We start from the raw sequence: 21,961 nt of genomic DNA, 5'->3' as shown, positions 1-21,961 counted from the left end.
GCATGCAGCGAACAACTGCTGAGCGGATCACGTCCAAACACTTCGCGTCCACGGAGCGGGGGGTCGGCGTGCCGACGGGAGGCGGAGCCGTTCTGGTGCGAATTTCCGCGCTTCTGCCCGGGGATTCGCCGCGGACCGAGGGTATCGACGGGGAGCACGTCGCCCGGCTGGCCGCCGTGGACGAGCGCTTACCGCCTATCCTGGTGCGGCGCTCCGACCTGGCGGTGGTCGACGGCCGGCACCGCCTGCGGGCGGCCCGGGCCCGGGGGGAGCAGACGATCGAGGTCGAGTTCTTCGAAGGCTCCGACGACGACGCGTTCCTGCGTGCCGTCCGGGCTAACGTGACGCACGGCCTGCCGCTCTCGCTGAAGGACCGACGGGCTGCCGCCGCCCGGATCATCACCTCTCATCCTCACATGTCCGATCGGGCCATCGCGAAGGCCTCGGGCCTGAACCCGAAGGCGGTGGCGGGCATCCGCGCGTGTTCAACCGCGGCTGGGCAGCAGTTGAACAGCCGCCTCGGGCTGGACGGACGCACCCGTCCGCTGAACGTCGCCGAGGGTCGGTGGCGGGCCGCGCACATGATGGCCCAGAACCCGAACGCATCCCTGCGCGAAGTGGCCCGGGTCGCGGGCATCTCGCCGGCGACCGCCAGCGACGTGAAGAAGCGCATCCAGGCGGGCCGCCCGCCGGCCGCCGGCCGCCAGTCGGCGGGCGGGGACGTGGTGGCGCCCGCGCCGCTCGGCGAAGCGCCCGCTGCGCACATCGGCACCTCGTCCGCTTCGGCTGCCCCGCTGGGGCAGCAGGAGCGTGGGCACCAGGGGGAGAGCCCGCCGCAGCCGGCTTCCGACCTGGTCCTCGCGACGCTCCGGCGCGACCCCTCGCTGCGACTGCGGGAAGAGGGGCGCGACCTGTTGCGGCTCCTCCAGTACAACGCCGTGGCCGAATGGTCGGGGCTGAGCGGTGCCGTACCCCCGCACTGCGAGGAGCTCGTGGGACGTCTGGCACGCCAGTACGCCGAGCAGTGGCTGAAGTTCGCCCAGCACCTGGAGCAGCGCGAGGACATCGTCGGCCCGTAGCGGGCGACGTTGTAAGGCTCGGCCCCGGGGCCGTCTTCGTGTTCCGGGCATCACAGGGTTCTCTTAAGCGCCTGTCTTAAACGCCTCTCGGGCAGGCAAAGTCTCTTGTGTGCACAACACGAACACTCCCCGGTAACGGATTCCGTTGATATGTTGACGAAGTCCAAGGCGGAGTTGGGCGTTGGTTGCCCTCCGTCACTTTGCTGCTTAGCTCTTCGGCTAGCAAAAACCGGTTTGTCTCGTCGTGTTCGGCTGAATCAAACAAACCAGATATCGGGAATTATCGCATGATTAACTCAGGTTTTTCTGTCAGTGACGAAGACGTACAGAACTTCCGGGAGCACGGCTTCCTGAAGCTCAAGAAGATCTTCTCGGATGGGCTCATCGAGCACATGAAGAAGCTCAGCACGTCGGAGATCGCTCCGCCGTCCGACAACTACGGTTCGGGCTTCAGCAAGTTGAAGTACGACGTGGGCAACGACGACCCAACGATCCTCGACCTCATGGGCGACCCGACCTTCTCCGCCGCCATGGCCAAACTCACCGAGCAGCAGCTGTTCTTCACCCAGGGCCTCGGTTTCGAGCTGGAGAAGAACAAGAGCACCGGGTTCCCCTGGCACGTGGGCACCCAGAGCTTCGGCTTCCAGCGCCGCCAAGACGCGGGCTACACCATCTGGACGCCACTGTGCGACATCGTCGCCGACGGCCAGCGCGGCGGCATGAAGTACGTCTCCAAGCAGCTGCTGTCGGGCGAGTTCGTGTACCAGCACATCAACCTGCTGCCTGAGTACATACAGAGTGAGGCCGAGTCCGGCCGCGACCTCACCTACGACGACTTCAGCGCCCTCAAGAACAGCCTGCTCAACTCGCCGCAGATGAAGTGCCTGCTGGACCACTTCGCCGTGGAGGACTCCTTCGAGCCGGGCGACGCCCTCATCTTCGACAAGTACGTCTTGCACCGCAGCGTCCAGCTCGAAGAGGGCCCGATCCCGTCGCGGCTGGCCTACGCCCTGCGCTTCTGCTCAATCGACGCCCAGTACGACAGGGGCCGCGTCGAAGCCCTCGCCTACCCGCGGGTCACCTTCAACTATGACGTCGGCAGCGAGTTCAACGAGAAGGTGGCTTCCGAGGACGGCGAGCAGGTCTACGCCAGCCCGTACTTCAACGGCACCCGCGAGGCCCGCACCCTCGACGCGGTCCGCGCGCCGCAGAACTCCTGACCCACCGTGGCGAGCACCACTCGTGGTCCCCGTGTCGGACTGCGTCCGGCCGCGATTCAGGAACACGGGCAGCTGGCGGACATCGCGCGAGAGGCCTACGGGAAATACCTGGGCCTGGTGGACGAGACGCCGGCCCCGCTTCTCCTGGACTACCGGGAAGTCGCCGCGTCGGGCCGGTGTCATGTCGCCGCGTCGGCCGAGGGAATTCTCGGCATGGTGACGGTGGAGACGGCTGATCCGTATCTTGTGCTGCGCAATCTCGCAGTGCGCCCGTCTGCCCAGGGGCAGGGAATCGGCAGAAACCTGGTTGCCCTTGTCGAGGAGATGGCACGGTCCGCGGGTATGCGGGGCGTGCGGCTGTGGACCCGTGCAGAGATGACCGACAACATTGCGTTCTACCAGGGTCTGCAATACGTCATCACGCATTCCGAGCAGAACGAGCACGCGCACCGCGTGTTCCTCTGCAAGGACCTGAAAATCTAAATTCTGATGGAAAAGGAAGAAAGTGGCTGCTGATTCCGCGGTCGTCGCGACCCGGCTTTCCGAGACGTTCGTCGCAGAGGTGAAGGAGCTGCCGCTCACCCCCGAGGTGATCGAGGAGCAAGGGCGCGCGATCTACGAGACGTACCTGGACCACAAAGTCCTGGTCTTCCCGTCCCAGGGCATAGCGGCCAGCACATTCGCTAAGTTCGGCACGATCTTCGGCCGGCCCGAGGAGCACCACGTCCTCAAACTGCGTCACCCCGAAGAGCCGACTCTCACCTGCCTCTCGAACCAGAACGAGCCTGGCCGGAACAAGGAGATGAAGACTTCCGGCCAGGGGTGGCACTCGGACTACTCCTACAAGCTCGTACCGGGCAGCGCGACGATGCTGCATGGTCTGGAGATCCCGGCGGACGGCGGCGACACCCTCTTCGCCAATGCCGAGGCCGCCTTCGACGCGCTGCCCGAGGAGCGCAAGGCGTACCTGCGGACGCTGCGCGTCCGCCACCAGTACCGCTGGTCGCCGGACCGCGAGGACCCCTGGGCGCGCTGGAAGTACATCGGGCCGGAGGAGCGCAAGCAGACCCCGGAGATCACCCACCCGCTCGTGCGCCGCCACCCGGACACCGGTCGCGAGAGCCTCTTCATCCAGCCCCGCATCATCGGCAGCGTGGTCGCGATCGACGGGATGGAGGAGGCGGAGAGCACCGCGCTGATCGAGGAGCTCATCGCCCACATCACCAGCGCGCCTTACGTCTACCGGCACAAGTGGAGCCCGCTCGACGTCGTGGTCTGGGACAACCGGTGCGTCCTGCACTCGGCGACGACCAAGGACCTCGACGAGCGCCATGTGCGGCGGCTGCTGCGCCTGACCACCCACGGTCAGCCGGTGACCCCCTCGCTTCCGGAAGTCGGCCACAGCATGCTCTCCCCCCAGGCGCGGCCCCGCCGGTAGCCGCACGTGCCCGGAGGTCCCCCGCTCCGGGCACGTGCACGGCTGCGCCCATACACCCGCGGTCCCGACCGCCCGAGCCGATTCGTGAGCGAACCACCATGTCCTCCGGTATTCCCGTCCGCAGCGCAGCCAGCGACCTTTACTCCCACATGCTCGAGATCCTTGAGCGCCTGGTGGGATTCGACACCACCAGCCACAAGTCGAACCTCGAACTGATCGACTATGTCGAGGATCTGCTCGCCGGCAACGGCATCACGAGCGAGCTCCACTGGAACGAGGAGCGCACCAAGGCCAACCTGGTGGCGACCGCGGGCGCGGGCGGCAGCGGTGAGCGCGGCGTCGTCTGGTCGGCGCACACGGACGTGGTTCCGGTCGACGGCCAGTCATGGTCGGCCGACCCCTTCACGCTGCGCGTCACTGAGAGCGTCGCCATCGGCCGCGGAACCGCGGACATGAAGGGCTTCATTGCCTGCTGTCTGGCCATCCTGTCCCGGGTCGACCAGGATCGCCTGACCACGCCCCTCACCCTCATGCTCACGTACGAGGAGGAGGTGGGCTGCGTCGGAGCACGTCGGCTCGTCGACGAGATGCGCACCTGGGTGGGCCGGGTCGAGGGCTGCATCGTCGGCGAACCGACCGGGCTGGCCGTGGTGGTGGGCCACAAGGGAAAGCAGAACCACCGGGTCACCTTCAAAGGCGAGCCCAAGCACGCCGCGCTCGCCCCGCTGATGCCGAACCCGATCGCCGCCGCCGCCGCGGTCATCGGCCGCGCCCAGTCCCTCAATGAGACGTTCCGGTCCGAAGGACCCCACGACGACCGGTTCGACATCGGCCACTCGTGGATCAACGTGGGACGCGTCGACGGCGGGGTGAAGCCCAACATCGTACCCGGGGACTGCGTCGTGGAGTTCGAGATCAGGAACGTCCCCGGACACGAGTGCGACGGCATCGCCACCGAGATCGGGCGCTTCGCCACCGGAGGCGTACTGACGGACATGCTGGCGAGATCCGCCCTCGCCGAAGTCCGTCCCGAACAGCTCTCCGACACCCCGTCCTTCGCCATCGATCCGGCGCACAAGTTCGTCACCTTCGTGCGGGAGGCCTTCGGCACGAAGGACGCCCCCCAGTTCGTCCCCTTCGGGACCGAAGCCGGACTCATCTGGGGCCGTGCGGGGATCCCCACGGTCGTCTGCGGTCCGGGCGCCATCACCGAGGCGCACACCGCCGACGAGTTCGTCTCCCTGGACCAGCTGAAGCAGTGCGTCCAGTACCTGCGGTCGCTCCCGCTCGCCTGAGGACCCGTGCCCCGGACTGCGGTCACCGGCCCGGTCGGCCCTCGATCGCAAACGTACGAACGCGGCGGTTGCCGCGTCCGGTAAGGAGAACCGAGTGAAGATCGACGGCTCGCTGGACACGGAGACGATACCGGAGCCCGTCGAACGGCGGCCCCGGCTCGGCAGGCAGTTCGGGAAGCTGTGGACCGCCTCGTCCGCCTCGGCCGTCGGAGAAGGGGTGTCGCTGGCCGCCGCGCCCCTCATGGCCAGCACCCTGACCGACGACCCGCGGCTGATCGCGGGCGTGAGCATGGCCCTGACACTGCCGTACGCACTGTTCGGCATCCCGGCGGGCGTCCTCGTCGACCGGGTCGACCGGCGCCGGGCCATGGCCCGCATCGACCTCTTCCGCGGCCTGCTGATCTCCGCGTTCGTCGTGTCGGTCGCGCTGGGCTTCGGCAACCTCTGGGCGCTGTACGTGTGTTTCTTCCTCATCGGAACATGCGAGACCTTCTTCCGTAACGCTGCCCAGATCCTCGTACCGTCCGTCGTGTCCGAGGAGCACCTCGTCGCGGCGAACGGGCGGATCATGGGATCGGAGACGGTGGGCAGCCAGTTCGTCGGGCCCCTCATCGGTTCGTCGCTCTTCGTGCTCGCCCCTGCCGTCCCGTTCGGCGTGAACGCGGCCACCTTCTTCGCCTCCGCGATCCTGCTCACCCGCTTGCGGCTCCCGGCGGCGGGCGACGCCCTGTCCCAGCCCACGGCGGAACGCCCCCGGCTGCTCGCCGACATGGCCACCGGCGTGCGCTGGCTCTTCAAGCACCGACTGCTGCGCAACCTGTCGCTGACGGCCGGAGCGATCAACCTCGTCTACACCGGTGCGCTGGCCGTGCTCGTCATCTACGCACACCGCGAACTGGGGCTCTCCGACGTCGGTTACGGCGTGTTGGTCGCCTCCCAGGCCGTGGGCGCGATCAGCGCCGCGAAACTGTCGCCCCCACTGGTCCGGCGGATCGGCAACGGGTGGGCGCTCGTGAGCGTGGTCGCGGCGATCGGGTGGAGCAATCTCATCATCTGGCTCGTCCCCACCGCCTGGGCCGTCGGCTTCGCCCTGGCTCTGGGCGCGTGCGCCACCGTGACCTGGAACATCGTCACCGTGGTGCTGCGGCAGACGCTCGTCCCCAAGGACCTCCAGGGCCGGGTCAACAGCATCTACCGGCTCTTCGCCTGGGGTGCGCTGCCGATCGGCGCCGGTCTGGCCGGCGTGATCTCCAAGAGCCACGGCACCCCTGCCGTGTACGCGCTCGGTGTGGGCCTCATGGCCGTCGTCGCGGTCCGTCTGGCCTTCGGCGCCCGCAAGTGGTTCGCCCTCACTTGAGCCGTCGGCCGTCCGTCGTCGCCGTCCGCAAGGCCCTCCCTCATCCCCTCCTTCCCGCAGTCGTACTGCGTGCTCAGCTCCGTCCCGACCGAAAGTGAACTCCCCATGAAGCAGCCGCTCTCCTCCTCGCGCGCCCCCCGGTCGGGACTCGGCGCTGAATACCTCGACCTGCTGAAGCAGCGGCAGGCCGACCCCGCCGAGCTGACCCGGCACGTGATCGCCGACGAACTCGTCACGGTGGCCTACAAGGGCCGGTTCCTCGCCTCCCCCGTCTTCCTCTCCGCCGAGGAACGCCGTTCCGTCTCGGCCGACCTATACCAGATCCACCGGCTACTGACCGAGTTGCCCGAGCGGCTCTTCGGCGGTGACACTGCGGCCCTGGCCCGGGCCGTAGGGATGACCGAGATCCAGGCCGACGTCGTCCGGCGCGCGGCCGCCGCAGGCCAGCCGCTGCTGCCGCTCGCCCGCTCCGACCTCTACCGCAGTGCCGACGGCTTCAAGCTGCTGGAGCTCAACATCACTAGCGCCCTGGGCGGTTTCGAGAACGCCGGCATCAACCGGGCCATGCTCATGCACCCGGTCCTGGCCGGCTTCGTCGCGGAGCACGGGCTCGCCTACGCGGACACCTTCGAGGGCATCGTCAAGATGCTGTACGCGGAGTGCGCCACGCACATGGACCGCGAGAGCCGCCCCGTCGTCGCCCTCGTCGACTGGCCCGAAAGCTTCAAGTCCTACGAGCCCCGCCTGAAGGTCATGGCGGCACTGTTCGACGAGGCCGGAATAGACGCCGTCCCCTGCCATGTGGGCCAGATCACCGACCGCGACGGCCGCCTCGACGTGGCCGGCCGCGCCATCGACGTGCTGTACCGCTTCTTCCTCGTCGAGGAGATCGAGACCGCCGCCGACGCCGAGTTCGTCGAGCCCCTGCTGCGCGCCTTCGAGGAGGGCCGGGTCGGCATGTTCAGCCGCTTCGACTCGGAGCTGTACGGCAACAAGGGCGCACTCGCCATGCTCTCCGACGACCACAACCGCTCCGCCTTCACCGCCGAGGAGCAGTCCTGCATCAACCGGTTTCTGCCGTGGACCCGGCACGTACGGGGCACCGCTACGGACGGCGCGGGAGAAGAGGTCGACCTCGTGAAGTACGCCGTGGCGCACCAGGAGGACCTGATCCTGAAGCCGACCCTGCTGCACGGCGGCAGCGGCATCGTGCCCGGCTGGACCGTGGGCCCCAAGGAGTGGCTGGCCGCGCTCACGGCGGCGGTGGACGGGCCGTACGTGGTCCAGCAGCGGATCCGGCCGATCCCGGAGGTCTTCCCCGCGGACGACGGCGTGGGCACCCAGGAACTCTTCCTCAACTGGGGCGTGTTCCTCACCGACCCGCAGGTCACCGGGGCGGACGGCTACAACGGCTGCCTAGTCCGGGGGAGCACCGACCCCGAAGTGGGCGTCGTGAGCATGACCGGTGGTGCCCGGGTCGCCTGCTCCTTCTACGAGACCGGTGAAGCCGTCGCGTCGGCCTGACCCGCGAAAGACCGAGAAGGACGTACTGATGAAGATCGCAGTGATCGACGGCCATTCGACGGGCCGCGCTCTCGTCTCCGCACTCCGTGCCCGCGGCAGCGTCTGCGTGCACGTGCAGTCCTCCCCGCAGATGGCGGAGTACTTCACCCGCGGCTTCCGCGCCGACGACTACGAAGTCCTGCTGGACGGCAGCGGGGACCTCGTCCCGCTCGCCCGGCAGCTCGCCGGACTGGGCGTGGACCGGGTCGTGGCGGGCACCGAGTCGGGCGTGATCGTCGCCGACACCCTCAGCCACCTCATGGGGCTGCCGGGCAACCGCTACGAGACGCTCCCGGCCCGGCGCGACAAGAAGGTGATGGCCGAAAGGGCGGCGGCCGCGGGAGTGGCCGTGCCGCGAGGAACGGCGGTCGCCGATGCGGACGAGGCCGCGGCGTGGTTCGCGGCGAGCGGCCTGACCGCGGCTGTGGTCAAGCCGCCGAACAGCGCTGGCACCGACAACGTGCGGTTCTGCGGGACCGTGCAGGAGGTGCGCGATGCGTGCAAGTCCGTCCTCGCCTCCGACAACCTCTTCGGACAGCCCAACACCGCGGTCCTGGTCCAAGAGCGGGTGTACGGCGTCGAGTACTACGCCAACACCGTCTCGCACGACGGAGTCCACCGCTTCGCCGAACTGTGGCGGTACACCAAACGGACCGGCAGTGTCGGCTACCCCGTCTACGACTACGAGGAGCCGGTGCCGGTCGGCTCCGCCGAAGCGGCGGTCCTGCGCGGCTTCGTCACCGAGGCCCTCGACGCCCTGGGCGTCGTGTCCGGGGCGGCCCACACCGAGGTGATGCTGACCGAGCGAGGCCCGGTCCTCATCGAGACCGGCGCCCGGCTCGGCGGCGGCACCGCGCCCGAGGTGGTGGAGCGCTACGCGGGCACGTCGCAGACCGGCCTGCTGGCCGACACCCTGATGGACCCGGCACGGCTGGGCGCCTTCGACGACGCGTCCGTCACGTGGGCCGGGGCGCTGCGCAACGTCGCCCTGATCAACCCCTCGGCGGGCATCGTCAAGTCGCTGGACTGGACGGAACGAGTGCGGGCGCTGCCCACACTGGTCCACCTCTCGCACGGGGCCGTCGTGGGCCACTACGTCCCCGACACCAGCGATCTGATCAATTCGCCCGGATACGTCTTCCTGGCTGCCGAGGACCCGCGGGACATCGAGCGCGACTACCGCGCCCTGCGCGCCATGGAAGAAGAAGGCCTCTACACCCGCTGACCGGCGAGGTCGCCGGCCCCTGGGGGCCGGCAGAGAAAGGAACCAGATGGTGCTGGCCACGGCGCCCGTACCCGGTATTGGCCACGAACAGCTGCTCGTGCTGCTCACACAAGTCGGTGCCCTTCTGATCCTCGCGACCGGCCTCGGACGGCTGGCACTGCGCCTTGGCCTTCCCGCGGTGGTCGGCGAGCTGCTCGCCGGCATGGTGGCGGGCCCTTCCTTGCTTGGGAATGTCGCCCCCGCCGTGTCCGACTGGCTGCTGCCCAGGAACCCGGAGCAGATGCATCTTCTCGGTGCGATCTCGCAGTTGGGAGTGCTACTCCTGGTCGGCATCACCGGTGCTCACATCGACTTGGGCCTGCTGAGCCGCAAGCGCGTGGCCATCGGCTGGGTCAGCGCGGGCAGCGTGCTCCTTCCATTGGCGCTCGGCGTCGGACTGGGCTTCCTGCTCCCGGGATCGGTGATGGGTGAGGACGGCGACCGACCCACCTTCGCCCTCTTCATCGGCGTGGCCATCGCGGTCAGCGCGCTCCCGGTGATCGCGAAGACCCTGATGGACATGAGGCTCCTGCACCGCAACGTCGGCCAGGTCATCATCGGCGCGGCCGCGGTCAGTGACATCCTGGGCTGGCTGTTGCTGTCGATCGTCTCGGCCATGGCGACGGCGGGCTTCCGGCTCGGCGTGGTGGCCGAGTCCGTCGCCTACCTGCTGATCGTGCTGGCCGTGACGGTGTTTCTCGCCCGGCCGCTGATCGGACGGCTGCTGCGCCCGATCGAGCGTTCCGCGAACCAGGGGGATCTGGGCATCGCGGCCGTCGTGGTATTGATCGTGCTGTCCGCGGCCGGGACGCACGCCCTGAAGATGGAGCCCATCCTCGGAGCGTTCCTGTGCGGCATCGTCATCGGCTCCCTGGGGCCGGGAAGCCGCCGATTCCTCGAGGCCCTGCGGCCGTTCGTCATGGCGGTCCTCGCGCCGCTGTTCCTCGCGACCGCTGGACTCCAGGTCGACCTGTCGGCGCTGAAGGACCTCTCGGTGCTCGGGGCCGGGCTGATCACGCTGGCGGTCGCCGTCGGAGCGAAGCTCGTGGGCGGCTACGCCGGAGCCCGGATGGGCAAGCTGGACCACGACGAGTCCCTGGCCATCGGCGCCGGTCTGAACGCGCGGGGCGTCGTGGAGATCGTCCTGGCTTCGGTCGGCCTGAGCATCGGCGTGCTCAACACCGCTTCGTACACCATCGTCGTCCTCGTCGCGGTGGTCACCTCGGTCATGGCGCCGCCGCTCCTGCGCCGGACCACTAGCCGCATCGCCCAGACGACCACCGAGATCGAACGCGAACGCGACTACGCCGCCGCGCAGCAGGTCGCGCAGTGACCACGCGGACGCGTCGAGCAGGCTCTGCAAGGAGTAACACCTCATGACCGTGCGAGAACTGTCGCATGTCGAGCTGTACACGAAGGACAAGATCCCCCCGGTCCACCACCTCGTCTCGGCCCTCGGCTACGAGCGGGTGGCGGACTCCGTCGGAGTGGACCGGAGCTCCGTGCTGCTGGACCGCGGTGATATCCGCCTGGTGGTCACGTCGGGCTGGGCGACGCGCGGCTTCGTGTCGCGGTACGGGGAGGGTATAGCGGACATCGCCGTCCTGTGCGATGACGTGGCCACGATCCGGGACGCCGCGCTGGCTGCCGGTGCTACGGTCACGTACTCGGCCCAGGGCGACCCGGTCCTCTCGGGCATCGGGGAGGTCGTCCACACGCTGCTGCCCCTGGCCGGACAGGACCCCCGCGCCCTGCCGTCCGGGCGGGCGTGGGTTCCGTCCGCGGGGCGACCCGAGCCTGCGGAACGCGGGGACGCGCTCGACTGCTTCGTCCTGCACCTGGACCCCGACGTGCTGGAACGCTACGCGGGATTCTGCGTGGACGTCCTGGGCTTCGCCGGCCCGGCTCCCACGGATCTCACCGCCGGAGGTCGGACGGTCACCGGCCTCGCGGTGTACGGCGCTTCGGGGCGCGTGGCGTTCGCCCTCGTCGCCAGGGACGGCGTCCTGCCGGAGTGGCCGGACGTCCTCGACGGCGGTCACGCGGTGCCGACGGGCCCGGATTTCGCCCGCCATCGGACCGGTGAAACACCTCTACGACGATCTTCGAAAGCCTTGAGGTAGCTGGACATGGGTCACATTTCTCTCGACGGACAAGAATATTTCCTCACCCCGGTGTGCCTGGTCCCCAACGGGCGGGCGCACCTGGGCCACATCGCGGGCCCCCTGCTGAAGATGGACGTGCTCCGCCGGCACATCCTGCGCGGCGGCGGCCGGGCGACGATGATCTCCGTGAGCGACGCTCACGAGTCGCACGTCCTGGTCCGCGCGCACCAAGACGGTGTGGCACCGGAACAAGTGGCGAACGGCAACTACCACCTCATCAGGAACGACCTGGCCGCGCTGGACATTGCCTACGACGACCTGATCAACCCGCTCGACGAGGACTGGGCCGAGCGGTACACCGAGGTCAACCGGGACTTCCTGGCGGAAATCGTGGCGCAGGGCAGTGCGGTGGCGCGCTCCGAGCCCATGCCGGTGCTCGACTCCGAGCAGGTCGGCGCGCACAGCAGCTCGCTGCGCCCCCGCGTCGACGAGCCCGTGGTCAGCGGCTGGCTGAAGGGCCGGTGCCCGCAGTGCGAGCAGCCGCTTGTCGGCTTCTTCTGCGAATCCTGCGGAGGCCACTTCTCGCCGTCCGAGATGATCGACCCGGCGACCGCTCACTTCGAGGGCGTCCTGCGGTTCGACGAGATCAGCTCGCTCTACCTGGACCTGCCCGGCGGCCCCGGGGGCCTCCGGGAGCGGTTGCGGGAAGTGTGCAAGCGGCCCGACTTCCTGGCGATAGCCGACCGGTACGTACGGGCTAACGGCGCGACGATCCGGCTCACCGTGCCGAGTCCCTGGGGCATTCCCTGGGAGGAGGACGGTGTGTCCCCCGGGCAGGTGATCTTCTCGTACTCCGCGCTGCTGATCGGCTGTCACCTGCTCGCCGGGGAGCGCTACAAGGAGATCACCGGCGCCAAGCTGAACCCGTTCCACCATGCGTCGGAGGTCCGCACGGTCATCTCGTTCGGCATCGACAACGCCGTTCCCTTCATGGTCGGCGCGGTCGGCTGCGCGCTCGGGCAGAGCACCTACAAGCCCGTTGACTCCCTGCTGGTGAACTACTTCTACGACCTGGAAGGCAGCAAGTTCTCCACCAGCCGCGGCCACGTCGTCTGGGGCGGCGACATCGTCGCCCTCGGCCGGGCCGAGCCGGACCTCACCCGAGCCTACCTCTGCCTTCGCAACCCCGAGTTCGCCAGGGCCGCCTTCCAGGCCGACGAGTTCCTGTCGTTCCACAACGAGGTCGGGGCCCGGGTGACCTCGGCGCTGAGGGCGGTGGCCGAGCGGATCGGACCGGACGCCGCCACCGCGCCCTCCCCGGACGTCCTGCGCTCGCTGGTCCGGACGCTGGAGCACCAGACCGACGTGCTCGACCCGGACACCTTCAACCTGACCGCCGCCTGGACGTGCGTCGAGAACTGGATCGCCTGCGCCCCCGCGTACACCGCCACTGAGGAGTCGGCGGCCGCCTGGCTGCTCGGCTTCGCGCTGCTCGCGGAACCGATCATGCCCTCCATGGCGCAGCGCGTGTGGGAAGCCGCGGGCCTCAGCGGCCGCCCGGACGTGGCCGCGCTGTCCGACGGCCGACGGCCGGTGAAGCTGACCCGGGAGCTGCCCGGGCTGCGGACCCTGACCCGCACCGAGCTGAACGCGTGCCTCCCGGCCACGCTGCGTTCGTGAGAGGAAACAGAGCCTTGGACTACGTCGTGATCTCCGGTGAGATCGAGACCGAACAGGACGGCCTCGCCTACGGGGCGATGGTGTTCGCGGTGCGGCCGGGGGTGTCCACCGAGCCCCACCGGCATGCCAGCGAGGAGACGTGGATGGTCCAGTCCGGTGAAGGGCACTGCACGATTGACGGCAGGCGCATCGGGCTGATCCCCGGGGCCCGGGTCGTCGCACCGCCGGACACGGAGCACACCATCACCAACACCGGCCCCAGCGATCTCGTCGTCCTGGGCATGTGGTGGAAGAGACTGTGAGCCGTCAGGACGTCGTCATCGTCGGCGGGGGAGTCGTCGGCCTGACCCTGGCCGACTCCCTGACCCGCCGAGACCCCGGCCTCGAGGTGACCGTGCTGGAACAGCACGACTGGGCATCCGGGGCGACGGGCTACGCGGGCGCCGTGGACATCCCCTACGCGCACACGCCGTTCCACCGCGACCTGGTCCGCTCGGGCCGGCGCTGGTGGAACGAACTCGACACGGCCACGCTCCCGCGGACTCCGCTGCCCTTCACCTGGCTGGTCCGCGGCCCGGAGGCTGCCGCGCACCTCCAGGACGCGCTGCTCGGCCCGGTACGGCCGGTGCCCGAGCAAGCCGACGGGGCCTGGCGGCTGCCGCCCGGCACGCGGGCGCTGGCCGGGCAGGCCCATGTCATCGACCCCGCCCTCCTGTGCGCCGTGCTCCTGGACCGTCTGGCCGCACGGCCCGGTGTCCGCCTCGTGCACCACGCACGGGTGGAGCGGGCTGAGCCGCGGCCGGACGGGGCGCTGGCCGCCGTCACGGCCGACGGTCGACAGTGGCGGGCTGACCAATGCGTCCTGGCCCTCGGCGCCTGGCTCCCCGGATTCGTGGCGGACTCCGCGCACTGGCCGTCCGGCTTCGACGTGCGGACCAAGCGGGTCTTCGGGCTGCGCGTCGCCCTCTCCGGCCGGGCCGCCGTCCAGCACGGGGTGGGCTCGGCTGAGGACGGGATCTTCCTCTTCCCGGTCGCGGACGGCGAGTTCGCCATGAGCATCAAGCACGACGTGTGGGACGTGACGCCCGCCGAGAGCGAGCTGCCCGACGAGGTCCTTGCTCGCGCGGCCGGGTTCCTCGACGTGGTCGCGGGCCCCGGCACCTGGCGGCTGACCCGCACCAGGGTCTTCGCCGACACCTACACGCGGGACGCCACCCCGCACCTGGTGCCGCTCGACGCCGCGGGCGACCTGTTCGCCGTCACCGGCTTGCACGGGTCCGGTATACGGCTGGCGGCCGGCATGGCCGAACACACAGCCAAAGCGATCCTTCGGCACCGACAGGAGAACTAGCGTGACCCCCTCCAGCCTTAGCTCACCCAGCGGAGTCACCGGGCCGGGTAACCTCGCCTTCTACCGGGACTCCGGAGCGTCCGCCATCATGCGGGCCGCGCATTTCCCCGACGAGATGCTCCCCTTCATTCAAATGGAAAGCCTCGCGGTGCTGGAGGCGCTCTCGCGTTACGCCTGCTCGACCCTCGTCGAATTCGGCTGCTACGACGGCCGCTCCCTGGAGGTCGCCCGTGCCGCGGGCGTCGAATACCTGGGCATCGACATCAACGCCATCGCGGTGGAGCAGGTCCGCCACCGCATCGCCGAGGAGGGCCTCGGCGACCGGGCCCGGGCGCAGGTGGGCGACGCCATGCAGTGCGCCGACTGGATCGGCTCCGTCACCGGAGGCCGTCCCCTGCTGCTGCTCCCCTTCAACCTGCTGGGCAACTTCCCCTCTCCGGAGCTGCTGCTGAAGGGCATCAAGCAGGGCGGGGGAGTGGCCGTCCTGTCCGTGTTCACCGCCTCCGCAGCCGCCACAGACCTGCGCCGGGACTACTACACCGCCTGCGGCATAACCCCGTTGCAGGAATACCAGGACGTCGACGGTGGAGTCGTCTTCCGCTCGCGGAACACTTTCCAGTCCCGGTCCTTCACCCCGCAGGCCCTGGCCGAGCTCTGCGCCGCATGCGGCATCACGGTCCTCAGCGAGGCCACGAACAGAGTCGGCCTCTGCCTGACCGTCAGCCTCGGTTGACCAACCCTCCCTCCTCTCCTCCCGACCTGGAGCCGCTCATGCCCGCCGATGTCTTGTTCGCAGCCGACGAGGAGTCCCTCCGCCGCTGCTGGCCCGTGTTCGCGCAGCTGCGTCCGCACCTCGCTGGGGAGGAGGAGTTCCTCGCCCGCTGGAAGACCCAGAGCACCGAGGGCTACCGGATCATGTACGTGCTCCAGGACGGCGAGGTGCGGGGTGCGGCGGGCTTCCGCGTCCTGACCACCATGGCCTGGGGCCGGATCCTCTACCTGGACGACCTGGTCGTGGACGAGGGCGCGCGGAGCACCGGTCTGGGCAGTCAGCTGCTCACGGCGCTCAAAGACATCGCACGGGCGGAGGGCTGCGAGCAGCTCCACCTCGATACCGGACATCAGCGGCATGCCGCCCACCGGTCATACCTGCGCAACGGGTTCCACTTCGACTGTCACCACCTCGCCCTGACACTCGACGAAGGCGGCGAGGCGTGACCACCCGGCCTTCGCGCGGCGGCCGACGGATAGCCGTCATCGGCGCGGGGCCAAAGGCCGCGGCGCTCGCGGCCAAGACCCACGTTCTCAACGAGCTCGGCATAGTCCCCGTGGAACTGCACGTCTTCGAGCGGGACGAGATCGCGGCCCACTGGACCGGCCGGGCCGGCTGGACGAGCGGCCGTGAGCGGCTGGGCACGCGCGCCGAGAAGGACGTCGGCTTCCCGTACCACAGCACGTTCCGGTTCGGCGTGCGCGGCAAGGAGATCGACGCCCGGATGCAGGCGTTCTCCTGGCAGAGTCACCTGATCGACACCGGTGGCTACCAGCACTGGATCGACGCCGGACTGCCGTCGCCCACACACCGGCAGTTCGCCGACTACCTCAAGTGGGTGCTGACCCGGGCTGTGTCGGGCGTGTACGTACAACGCGCCGAGGTGATCGGTCTGCGGTACAGCACCGACGGCTGGACGCTGGACCGCCGCGGTCCCGTCGGCGCGAACTCCCCGGGCCCCTACGACGGGCTGGTCTTCACGGGACACGGCGCGCCTGCCCCTCTGCCGCACTCCCCCGAGGTGGCCGACCGGCTGCTGACCGCGGCCACCCACCGCGAGAAGCTGAGCTCCTTGGGGCTGGGCGCCGGAAGCCGGATCTGCGTCGTCGGCGCCGGTGAGAGCGCGGCCTCGTTCGCCCTGTACATCTGGGAGACCCTGGGCGAGGACGTCACGGTGTCCATCATCTCCCCGTCCCCGCCGCACTCCCGCGCCGAGTCCTACGTGGAGGACCGGGTCTACTCCGACCCGCAGACGGCCGCCTGGCAGCAGCTCCCCGAAGCCGTCCGGATGGACTTCATCGCCCGCACGGACCGCGGGGTGATCTCCCCGCGCGCTCTGGGCGAGCTGGCCCGGGCCCGCAGCGTCTCCTTCCTGCGCGGCCGGATCCGGTACGTGGGAGCCGGGACGTCGGGACGCATCTTGGTCACCGTCGACCAGCACGACGAGGTGATGCGCCGCGAGTACGACCTCGTCGTCAACTGCACCGGCAGCTCCCCGCTGCGCCAGCTGACGGGCCTGCTCGACGGGACGAGCACCAACTCGGTGGAATCCCGGCTGGGCGTCACACTGAGCGACGAACGGGCCCTGGCCCGCGAGCTCGACGCATCCCTCGCCCTGCGGGGCCTGTGGCCCCGCCTGCACGTCCCCGCGCTGGCCGGCCTGGCCCAGGGCCCCGGCTTCGCCAACCTCAGCTCGCTGGGACTGCTGAGCGATCGAGTGCTGGGCGGCTACGCGGACGCGGACCACCACGCCCCTCCATCCGCGCGACCGGCGACGGCGACCGTAGCGCCCGGCCTAGGACTGTGAATGATCCTCTTCGTTGAATCGCCGCTGACGGGCAGCGGATTGACCGCTCTCGGCTGGGCGGTGGACCACGGTCTCGACGCCGCCCTGGTTACCACCAACCCGGCCAAGTACGACGGGATGCCGGGCGCCGACGTCCTCGCGGAACTCGCCCGGCGCGAGCGCCTGTTCGTGGTGGCGACCACCGAGGGCGAGACGCTGCCCGGCGAGCTCGTCACGGCGCTGCGCGACGACGACGGCCCGCCCGCGGTGGTCTGCGCGACCGACCGGCACCTGCTCTTCGCCGCCGTGCTCGCCGAAGCGGTCGGCGCGCCGTTCGCCCCGGTGGAGACCGTGCGCACGCTCCGCGACAAACGGTGTGCGCGCGAACTCTACGAAGAACTCGGCATCGCCTCGCCGCGCTGGACCGAGCCCCGTACCGCGGAGGAACTGGCGGCCTTCGTGACCGCCTCGGGAGCCCCCGTCGTGCTCAAGAACTGCCGCGGCACCGGCAGCCTCGACGTGCTGCTGTGCCGCACCCCGCACGAGGCCGCCACCGCGTTCCGCACCCTCTCCGCAGCCGGCCGCTACCTCGACGGCGAGCTGATGGCGGAGGTGTACGTGAACGGCCCGCTCTACAGTCTCGAAACGCTCGTGGCGGACGGCCGGTGCAGGCACCTCGGGGTCACCGACCGGCAGCTGGGCCCGCGCCCCTCGTTCTGCGAGGTGTCGTACACCTTCCCGGTCGAAGTACCGCCGGAGGCCGAGGCCAGGATGCGCAAGGCCGTCGAGACCCTGGTAGCCGCCACCGACTTCACGCAGGGGATGCTCCACACCGAGTTCGTCCTCACCGACGACGCCGCCGTCGTGGTGGAGGTCAACGCCCGGATGGGCGGGGGACTGCTGTCCTCGATGATGAGCGACTGCCTGTCCGTGTCCGTGCCCGAACTGCTCTGTACGGCGGCGCTGGGCCGCCCCGTGCCCGAACCCGTCCGCACCGGGGACCACAGCAGCACAGTGACGGTGTACGCCTCCGAGGCCGGTCGTCTGCTCCGGGTGGACGGACTCGACCGTGCAGCGCACGCCGCCCACGTCGTGCAGGTTGCGACCACCGCGGCGCCCGGCGACGAGGTACGGGCGGCGGGAGACTACCGCGGCTCGGTCTGCCAGGTCCGCACCCGCGCGGGCTCCTCGAACCTGGCGCTCAACGCGGCGCTCGCCGCGGCCAGGGACCTGACCGTGCGGATAACGGGGTGACCGGGGCGAGCCGGGTGTCGGAGCCCGGCACCACCGGGACCGGCACGTCCGGCCTGCGCGCGGTCGTGTTCCAGGTGCCGGCCGCGGTGCTCTTCGTCAACCTCGCCCTGGCGGGGAACAACGCGCTGGTCGCGATCGTGCTGTACCGGCTCACCGGCAGCGCGTCCCATTTCGCCCTGGTGCTGGTGTCGAACTTCGCGATCGCCGCCGTCGTCCAGCTGATCGCCGGCCATGTGGTCGACCGGTTCGGCGCCCGCCGGCTAGCGGTGCTCAGCGAAGGGCTGGCCTGCGCCGCCATCACCGTCGAGGCAGCCGTATCACTGCTCGACTCCCCAGCCGTGCCACTGGTCTGCGGAGCCGCGCTGGTCAGTGTCATCCAGGGGTTCTACCGGGCGTCGATGTTCACGCTCTCCCCCCAACTCGTCGGCAAGGAAAGACTTGCCGCCCTGAACGCCAGGATCAACGCGGCCTTCCAGGCTGGCACGCTGCTCGGTGCTCCGCTCGGCACCGTGCTGCTGCTGCTCCCGCCGGTCTGGGGCTTCCTGACGCTGGCCGTGTCGTTCGCGGCGGCCGCCCTCATCCTCGGCATGCTCCCGAAGCCGCCGCGGCCGTCGGCGCGGTCGTCCGGTCCCGAGCCCGCGAAGACGGGGCTGCTCCGGGAACTGCGCGGGCAGCGTGGACTCATCACCCACATCCTGCTCTGCTCGGGTGACTACGTCGCCGTGTACCTGTTCACCCTGGTCGTCGTGCCGCTGGTGGACGGCCGCTTCGGCGGCAACACCATGACGCTGGCCGTCGTCAACGCGGCCCTGCCCGCCGGGATCATGCTCTCCGGACTCGTGCAGTGGCGGTCCTGGTCCGGGGAGCGGACCCGGCGCCTGGTGACCGGGTTCATGGCCATGACCGTGTCCGTCTTCCTGCTCCTGATGATCGACCTCGGCCAGGTGGCGACCGTCGTCTGCGTCGTGGCGATCGGCTTCGCGGCAGGCTCCTCCCAGACGCTGCTGATGACGGCGCTGCAACTGCGCTCCCCGACCCACATCCTGGGACGCGTCGCCTCGCTGCGGCTCTTCGTGGCGTCGGCACTGGCGGCCCCCACGCTGGCCTCGGCCTCGTACCTGCTGGGCGACGGAGTGCGCACCGCGATGTTCTACTGCGCCGCGGTCGAGGCCGTCGCACTCGCCGCGCTCCTGATCCTCTCCCACCGGCGCCTGCTGGGACGCAGCACGCTCTCAGCAGCCCCCGACACCCCCGTCGAGTGATGCGGAAGCACATGATGGAGATCGAAGAGAACACCGGCCTGCCCATGGTCTTCGCCAGCACCCGGGAAGCCCTGGAGACCGACTGGGAGGAGTACCGGGGACGGGCGGAAGTCGTCCGGGTGGTCGACCCAGCCGCCGATGCCTGGCCGCGTCTTCGGGCGGCCGGATTCCTGCCCAAGCCCAGCTGGCTGACCTGGGTGGCGGACACGGGCGAGAGCGAGGAGGCGTACCTGAGCGGCCTGCACCGCAAGGAACGCCAGAGCATCCAGGCCGCCCGCCGGCGCCTGGACGAAGCGGGCCTGACGGTCGACGTGGTGCCCGTGACAGAGCCGTTCCTCGACGAGTTCCTGGACCTGTACGAGCGGCAGCTGACGCGCCTGCGCCATGCGCTGCCGGTCGCCCTGCAACAGCGCGACCAGCTGCTGTCGGACGCGGCCGACCTGTTCGCTGTCAAGGTGCGCGACGGCGACGCCCTGACCGGCGCCTGCCTGAGCCAGGACCAGCCCGAGGCGGACCTCGTGCGCCTGCGGTTCTCAGCAGTGAACGAGCGGGCCAGAGCGCAGAGCCTGGCCCGCGTCCTGTACACGGAAGCGGTGAACCACGCCCGGGACCGGGGCTTCGGCAGGGTCAGCCTCGGCAACGACCCGAACCTCTACGGGCACGTGGTCGAGGTGGGGCTCTTCGCGTTCAAGACCCGGCTGGGCTTCAGCGCGGTGCCCTCCCAGACGGTCCACCCGTTCCGGGGGGACGACTGCGCCGACCTCGTGCTCAGCAGGCGCGTCCTCACCGATCCCACCCTGCTGCTGTCCTACCGGGAGGACGCCGGGGACGCCGGGGCCGGGTCGCGCGGGCTGCGAATGGAACTCTTCGCGAGCAGCGCAGACCCGGAAGCGGGCCGGTACGCGGGCTCGTTCACCGGTGAGATCCGGGTGCACACCGTGCCGTCCGCGGACCCGGACCCGGTCGGCCCGTAGCGGGGCCGCCGACGGGCCGGGAAGTCCATCGGCGGCACCGGCCCGTCACACCACCCAGTGCGGGCGGCGGTCGGCCGACGGGGTGCGCAGCCCACGCGTCACGGCCGCGGCCATGCGCTGTACGGCCTCGCGCAGGATGTCGGACGGCCTGGTGTACGGGATACGCAGGCGGTTCTCGAAGACACCCGGATCGGTGGTGAAGCAGGCGCCGCCCTCGATCCGCACGCCGTGCTCCAGGGTCCGCTCGGCGAGAGTGGACGCGATGGGTTCGCCGAGGTCGACCCAGAGCGACAGCCCGCCCGGCGGTAGCTGCCACCGCCATTGGGGGAAGTGCTCGGTCAACGCCCCAGCCAACGCGTCCCGTTGCTCGCGCACCCGCGCCAGATGGCTCGGCAGCAGGTCCTCGGCGCCGCTAAGTAGCGCATGGGCCAGGAGCTGATCCAGCACGGAGCCGCCCAGGTCGGTGGCGATCCGCTGGGCCGCGAGCTCCGTCACGAGCCGCGCGGGCGCGCGCAGCCAGCCGATGCGCAGACCGCCCCAGTGGGTCTTGCTCATCGAGCCGATGGTGATGACCCGGCCGGACCCGCCCGGCGCCGCGTGGGAGGCGAAGGGCCGCGGCGCGGGCAGGTCGAGGGCCAGATCGGCTGTGGTCTCGTCGATCACCAGCCAGCTGTCGGCGGGCCGGGCGGCGCGCAGCACGCGGACCCGGTCCTCGTCGGGCATCAGCAGACCCGTCGGGTTGTGGAAATCCGGCATGAGGAAGGCCAATTGCGGGACCGTCTGGCGCAGCGTGGCCTCGAGGACCTCGACGTCCCAGCCGTGGTCCGAGACGGGCACGGACACGGTGCGCAGGCGAGCGCGGCGCATGGCTTCCAGAGCGTTCGGATAGGACGGGTTCTCCACCATCATGCGGTCGCCCGGCGCGGCCAGGAGCCCGAGGACCAGAGTAAGCGCGTGCTGGGCCCCGGACGTGATGAGGATTTGCTCGGGGACGGTCGCGAGCCCGCGCCGGGTGAACCTGTCGGCGACCGCGGCCCGTAGCTCCGGCAACCCGTACGGGTGGTAGCCGGAGGAGCGGGTATGCACGGCCAGCTGCGGTGCGACCCTGCCCAGGGCTTCGGCCAGCACGTGCGAGGGCAGGCCGGGGGCCGCCCTGGCGAGGTCAATGGTGGTGTCGGAGGGCGGGAGCGCCCGGGCGACCTTGTGGGGCAGAACCTCTTTGGGCAGGGCCGTCCAGGTGCCAGAGCCCTGCCGACTGTGGGCGTACCCGCCGGCGCGGAGCAGGTCGTAGGACGCGGTGACGGTGGGCCTGCTGAGGTTGAGGGCCGTGGCCAGTGCCCGCTCGGCGGGCAGCCTGATGTGCAATGCGACCTGGCCGTCGAGGATCAGCGCCCTGATCGCCTCGGACAGCTGGCGGTACGCGGGCCGTACCCCTTTGAGGTCGGGCAACAGGGCGGCCAGTTGGCGCCCGCTGAGGGCTCGTGTGGCGTGGTTCATCGGGCCACTCGGCACAGATTGGCCAACATGCTCATACCACTCTCCCCGAATTGGCAATCCAATT

Annotated in this window: 20 protein-coding genes; 19 read left to right on the top strand and 1 reads right to left on the bottom strand. The window is 70.0% G+C overall.

Annotated features, from left to right (window positions below; translation table 11 throughout):
- The first annotated feature begins 95 nt into the window (after positions 1–95).
- The 19 genes from OHS71_RS01105 (at position 96) to OHS71_RS01015 (ending at position 20,400) form a co-directional block, all read left to right on the top strand.
- The gene (locus OHS71_RS01105) at positions 96–1,079 is read left to right on the top strand and encodes a ParB N-terminal domain-containing protein (protein WP_328475830.1); all 984 of its coding nucleotides are present in this window, start codon (positions 96–98) and stop codon (positions 1,077–1,079) included.
- Between the two features lie 287 nt (positions 1,080–1,366).
- Positions 1,367–2,299 (top strand): phytanoyl-CoA dioxygenase family protein, encoded by a 933-nt coding sequence (locus tag OHS71_RS01100; protein ID WP_328475828.1) that lies wholly within the window; start codon positions 1,367–1,369, stop codon positions 2,297–2,299.
- 6 nt (positions 2,300–2,305) lie between these two features.
- A complete protein-coding gene (locus tag OHS71_RS01095) occupies positions 2,306–2,782 on the top strand; it encodes a GNAT family N-acetyltransferase (protein ID WP_328475826.1) in 477 nt (158 codons plus the stop codon).
- A 22-nt stretch (positions 2,783–2,804) separates the two neighbouring features.
- On the top strand, positions 2,805–3,737 hold the full coding sequence (locus OHS71_RS01090) for a TauD/TfdA dioxygenase family protein (protein ID WP_328475824.1): 933 nt from the start codon (positions 2,805–2,807) through the stop codon (positions 3,735–3,737).
- Between the two features lie 149 nt (positions 3,738–3,886).
- Positions 3,887–5,032: an acetylornithine deacetylase gene (argE, locus tag OHS71_RS01085; RefSeq protein WP_328475822.1), complete on the top strand. Its 1,146-nt coding sequence runs from the start codon at positions 3,887–3,889 to the stop codon at positions 5,030–5,032.
- A gap of 94 nt (positions 5,033–5,126) precedes the next feature.
- A complete protein-coding gene (locus tag OHS71_RS01080; protein ID WP_328475820.1) occupies positions 5,127–6,389 on the top strand; it encodes an MFS transporter in 1,263 nt (420 codons plus the stop codon).
- Between the two features lie 105 nt (positions 6,390–6,494).
- Positions 6,495–7,913 (top strand): hypothetical protein, encoded by a 1,419-nt coding sequence (locus OHS71_RS01075; RefSeq protein ID WP_328475818.1) that lies wholly within the window; start codon positions 6,495–6,497, stop codon positions 7,911–7,913.
- A 28-nt stretch (positions 7,914–7,941) separates the two neighbouring features.
- On the top strand, positions 7,942–9,177 hold the full coding sequence (locus tag OHS71_RS01070) for a hypothetical protein (RefSeq protein WP_328475816.1): 1,236 nt from the start codon (positions 7,942–7,944) through the stop codon (positions 9,175–9,177).
- 46 nt (positions 9,178–9,223) lie between these two features.
- The gene (locus tag OHS71_RS01065; RefSeq protein ID WP_328475814.1) at positions 9,224–10,549 is read left to right on the top strand and encodes a cation:proton antiporter; all 1,326 of its coding nucleotides are present in this window, start codon (positions 9,224–9,226) and stop codon (positions 10,547–10,549) included.
- Between the two features lie 43 nt (positions 10,550–10,592).
- Complete coding sequence (locus tag OHS71_RS01060) at positions 10,593–11,339, top strand: hypothetical protein (RefSeq protein ID WP_328475812.1); 747 nt, start codon at positions 10,593–10,595, stop codon at positions 11,337–11,339.
- A 6-nt stretch (positions 11,340–11,345) separates the two neighbouring features.
- Positions 11,346–13,001, top strand: coding sequence for a class I tRNA ligase family protein (locus OHS71_RS01055; protein WP_328475810.1), 1,656 nt, complete (start codon positions 11,346–11,348; stop codon positions 12,999–13,001).
- Positions 13,002–13,015: 14 nt separating this feature from the next.
- Positions 13,016–13,303, top strand: a complete 288-nt coding sequence (locus OHS71_RS01050; protein ID WP_328475808.1) for a cupin domain-containing protein — start codon at positions 13,016–13,018, stop codon at positions 13,301–13,303.
- Positions 13,300–14,352, top strand: a complete 1,053-nt coding sequence (locus OHS71_RS01045; protein WP_328475806.1) for an NAD(P)/FAD-dependent oxidoreductase — start codon at positions 13,300–13,302, stop codon at positions 14,350–14,352. Before OHS71_RS01050 ends, OHS71_RS01045 begins: the two co-directional genes overlap by 4 nt.
- 1 nt (position 14,353) lies before the next feature.
- Positions 14,354–15,085, top strand: a complete 732-nt coding sequence (locus OHS71_RS01040; RefSeq protein ID WP_328475804.1) for a class I SAM-dependent methyltransferase — start codon at positions 14,354–14,356, stop codon at positions 15,083–15,085.
- Between the two features lie 38 nt (positions 15,086–15,123).
- Positions 15,124–15,570 carry a GNAT family N-acetyltransferase gene (locus tag OHS71_RS01035; protein WP_328475802.1) on the top strand — a complete coding sequence of 149 codons (447 nt, stop codon included), beginning with the start codon at positions 15,124–15,126 and terminating at the stop codon, positions 15,568–15,570.
- The gene (locus OHS71_RS01030) at positions 15,567–16,931 is read left to right on the top strand and encodes a SidA/IucD/PvdA family monooxygenase (protein ID WP_328475800.1); all 1,365 of its coding nucleotides are present in this window, start codon (positions 15,567–15,569) and stop codon (positions 16,929–16,931) included. The genes OHS71_RS01035 and OHS71_RS01030 overlap by 4 nt, the downstream gene beginning before the upstream one ends.
- Positions 16,932–18,164: an ATP-grasp domain-containing protein gene (locus OHS71_RS01025; RefSeq protein ID WP_328475798.1), complete on the top strand. Its 1,233-nt coding sequence runs from the start codon at positions 16,932–16,934 to the stop codon at positions 18,162–18,164.
- Positions 18,161–19,426 carry an MFS transporter gene (locus OHS71_RS01020; RefSeq protein WP_328475796.1) on the top strand — a complete coding sequence of 422 codons (1,266 nt, stop codon included), beginning with the start codon at positions 18,161–18,163 and terminating at the stop codon, positions 19,424–19,426. Before OHS71_RS01025 ends, OHS71_RS01020 begins: the two co-directional genes overlap by 4 nt.
- 11 nt (positions 19,427–19,437) lie before the next feature.
- Positions 19,438–20,400, top strand: coding sequence for a GNAT family N-acetyltransferase (locus tag OHS71_RS01015; RefSeq protein WP_328475794.1), 963 nt, complete (start codon positions 19,438–19,440; stop codon positions 20,398–20,400).
- A gap of 45 nt (positions 20,401–20,445) precedes the next feature.
- On the opposite strand, the gene yczR is transcribed toward OHS71_RS01015, so the two are convergent.
- On the bottom strand, positions 20,446–21,897 hold the full coding sequence (gene yczR, locus OHS71_RS01010; RefSeq protein WP_328475792.1) for a MocR-like transcription factor YczR: 1,452 nt from the start codon (positions 21,895–21,897) through the stop codon (positions 20,446–20,448).
- Positions 21,898–21,961: the final 64 nt, after the last annotated feature.

Origin of the sequence: Streptomyces sp. NBC_00377 (genome assembly GCF_036075115.1) — a bacterium.
Taxonomy (GTDB): Bacteria; Actinomycetota; Actinomycetes; order Streptomycetales; family Streptomycetaceae; genus Streptomyces.
This window is presented reverse-complemented; position numbering and strand designations above follow the sequence as displayed.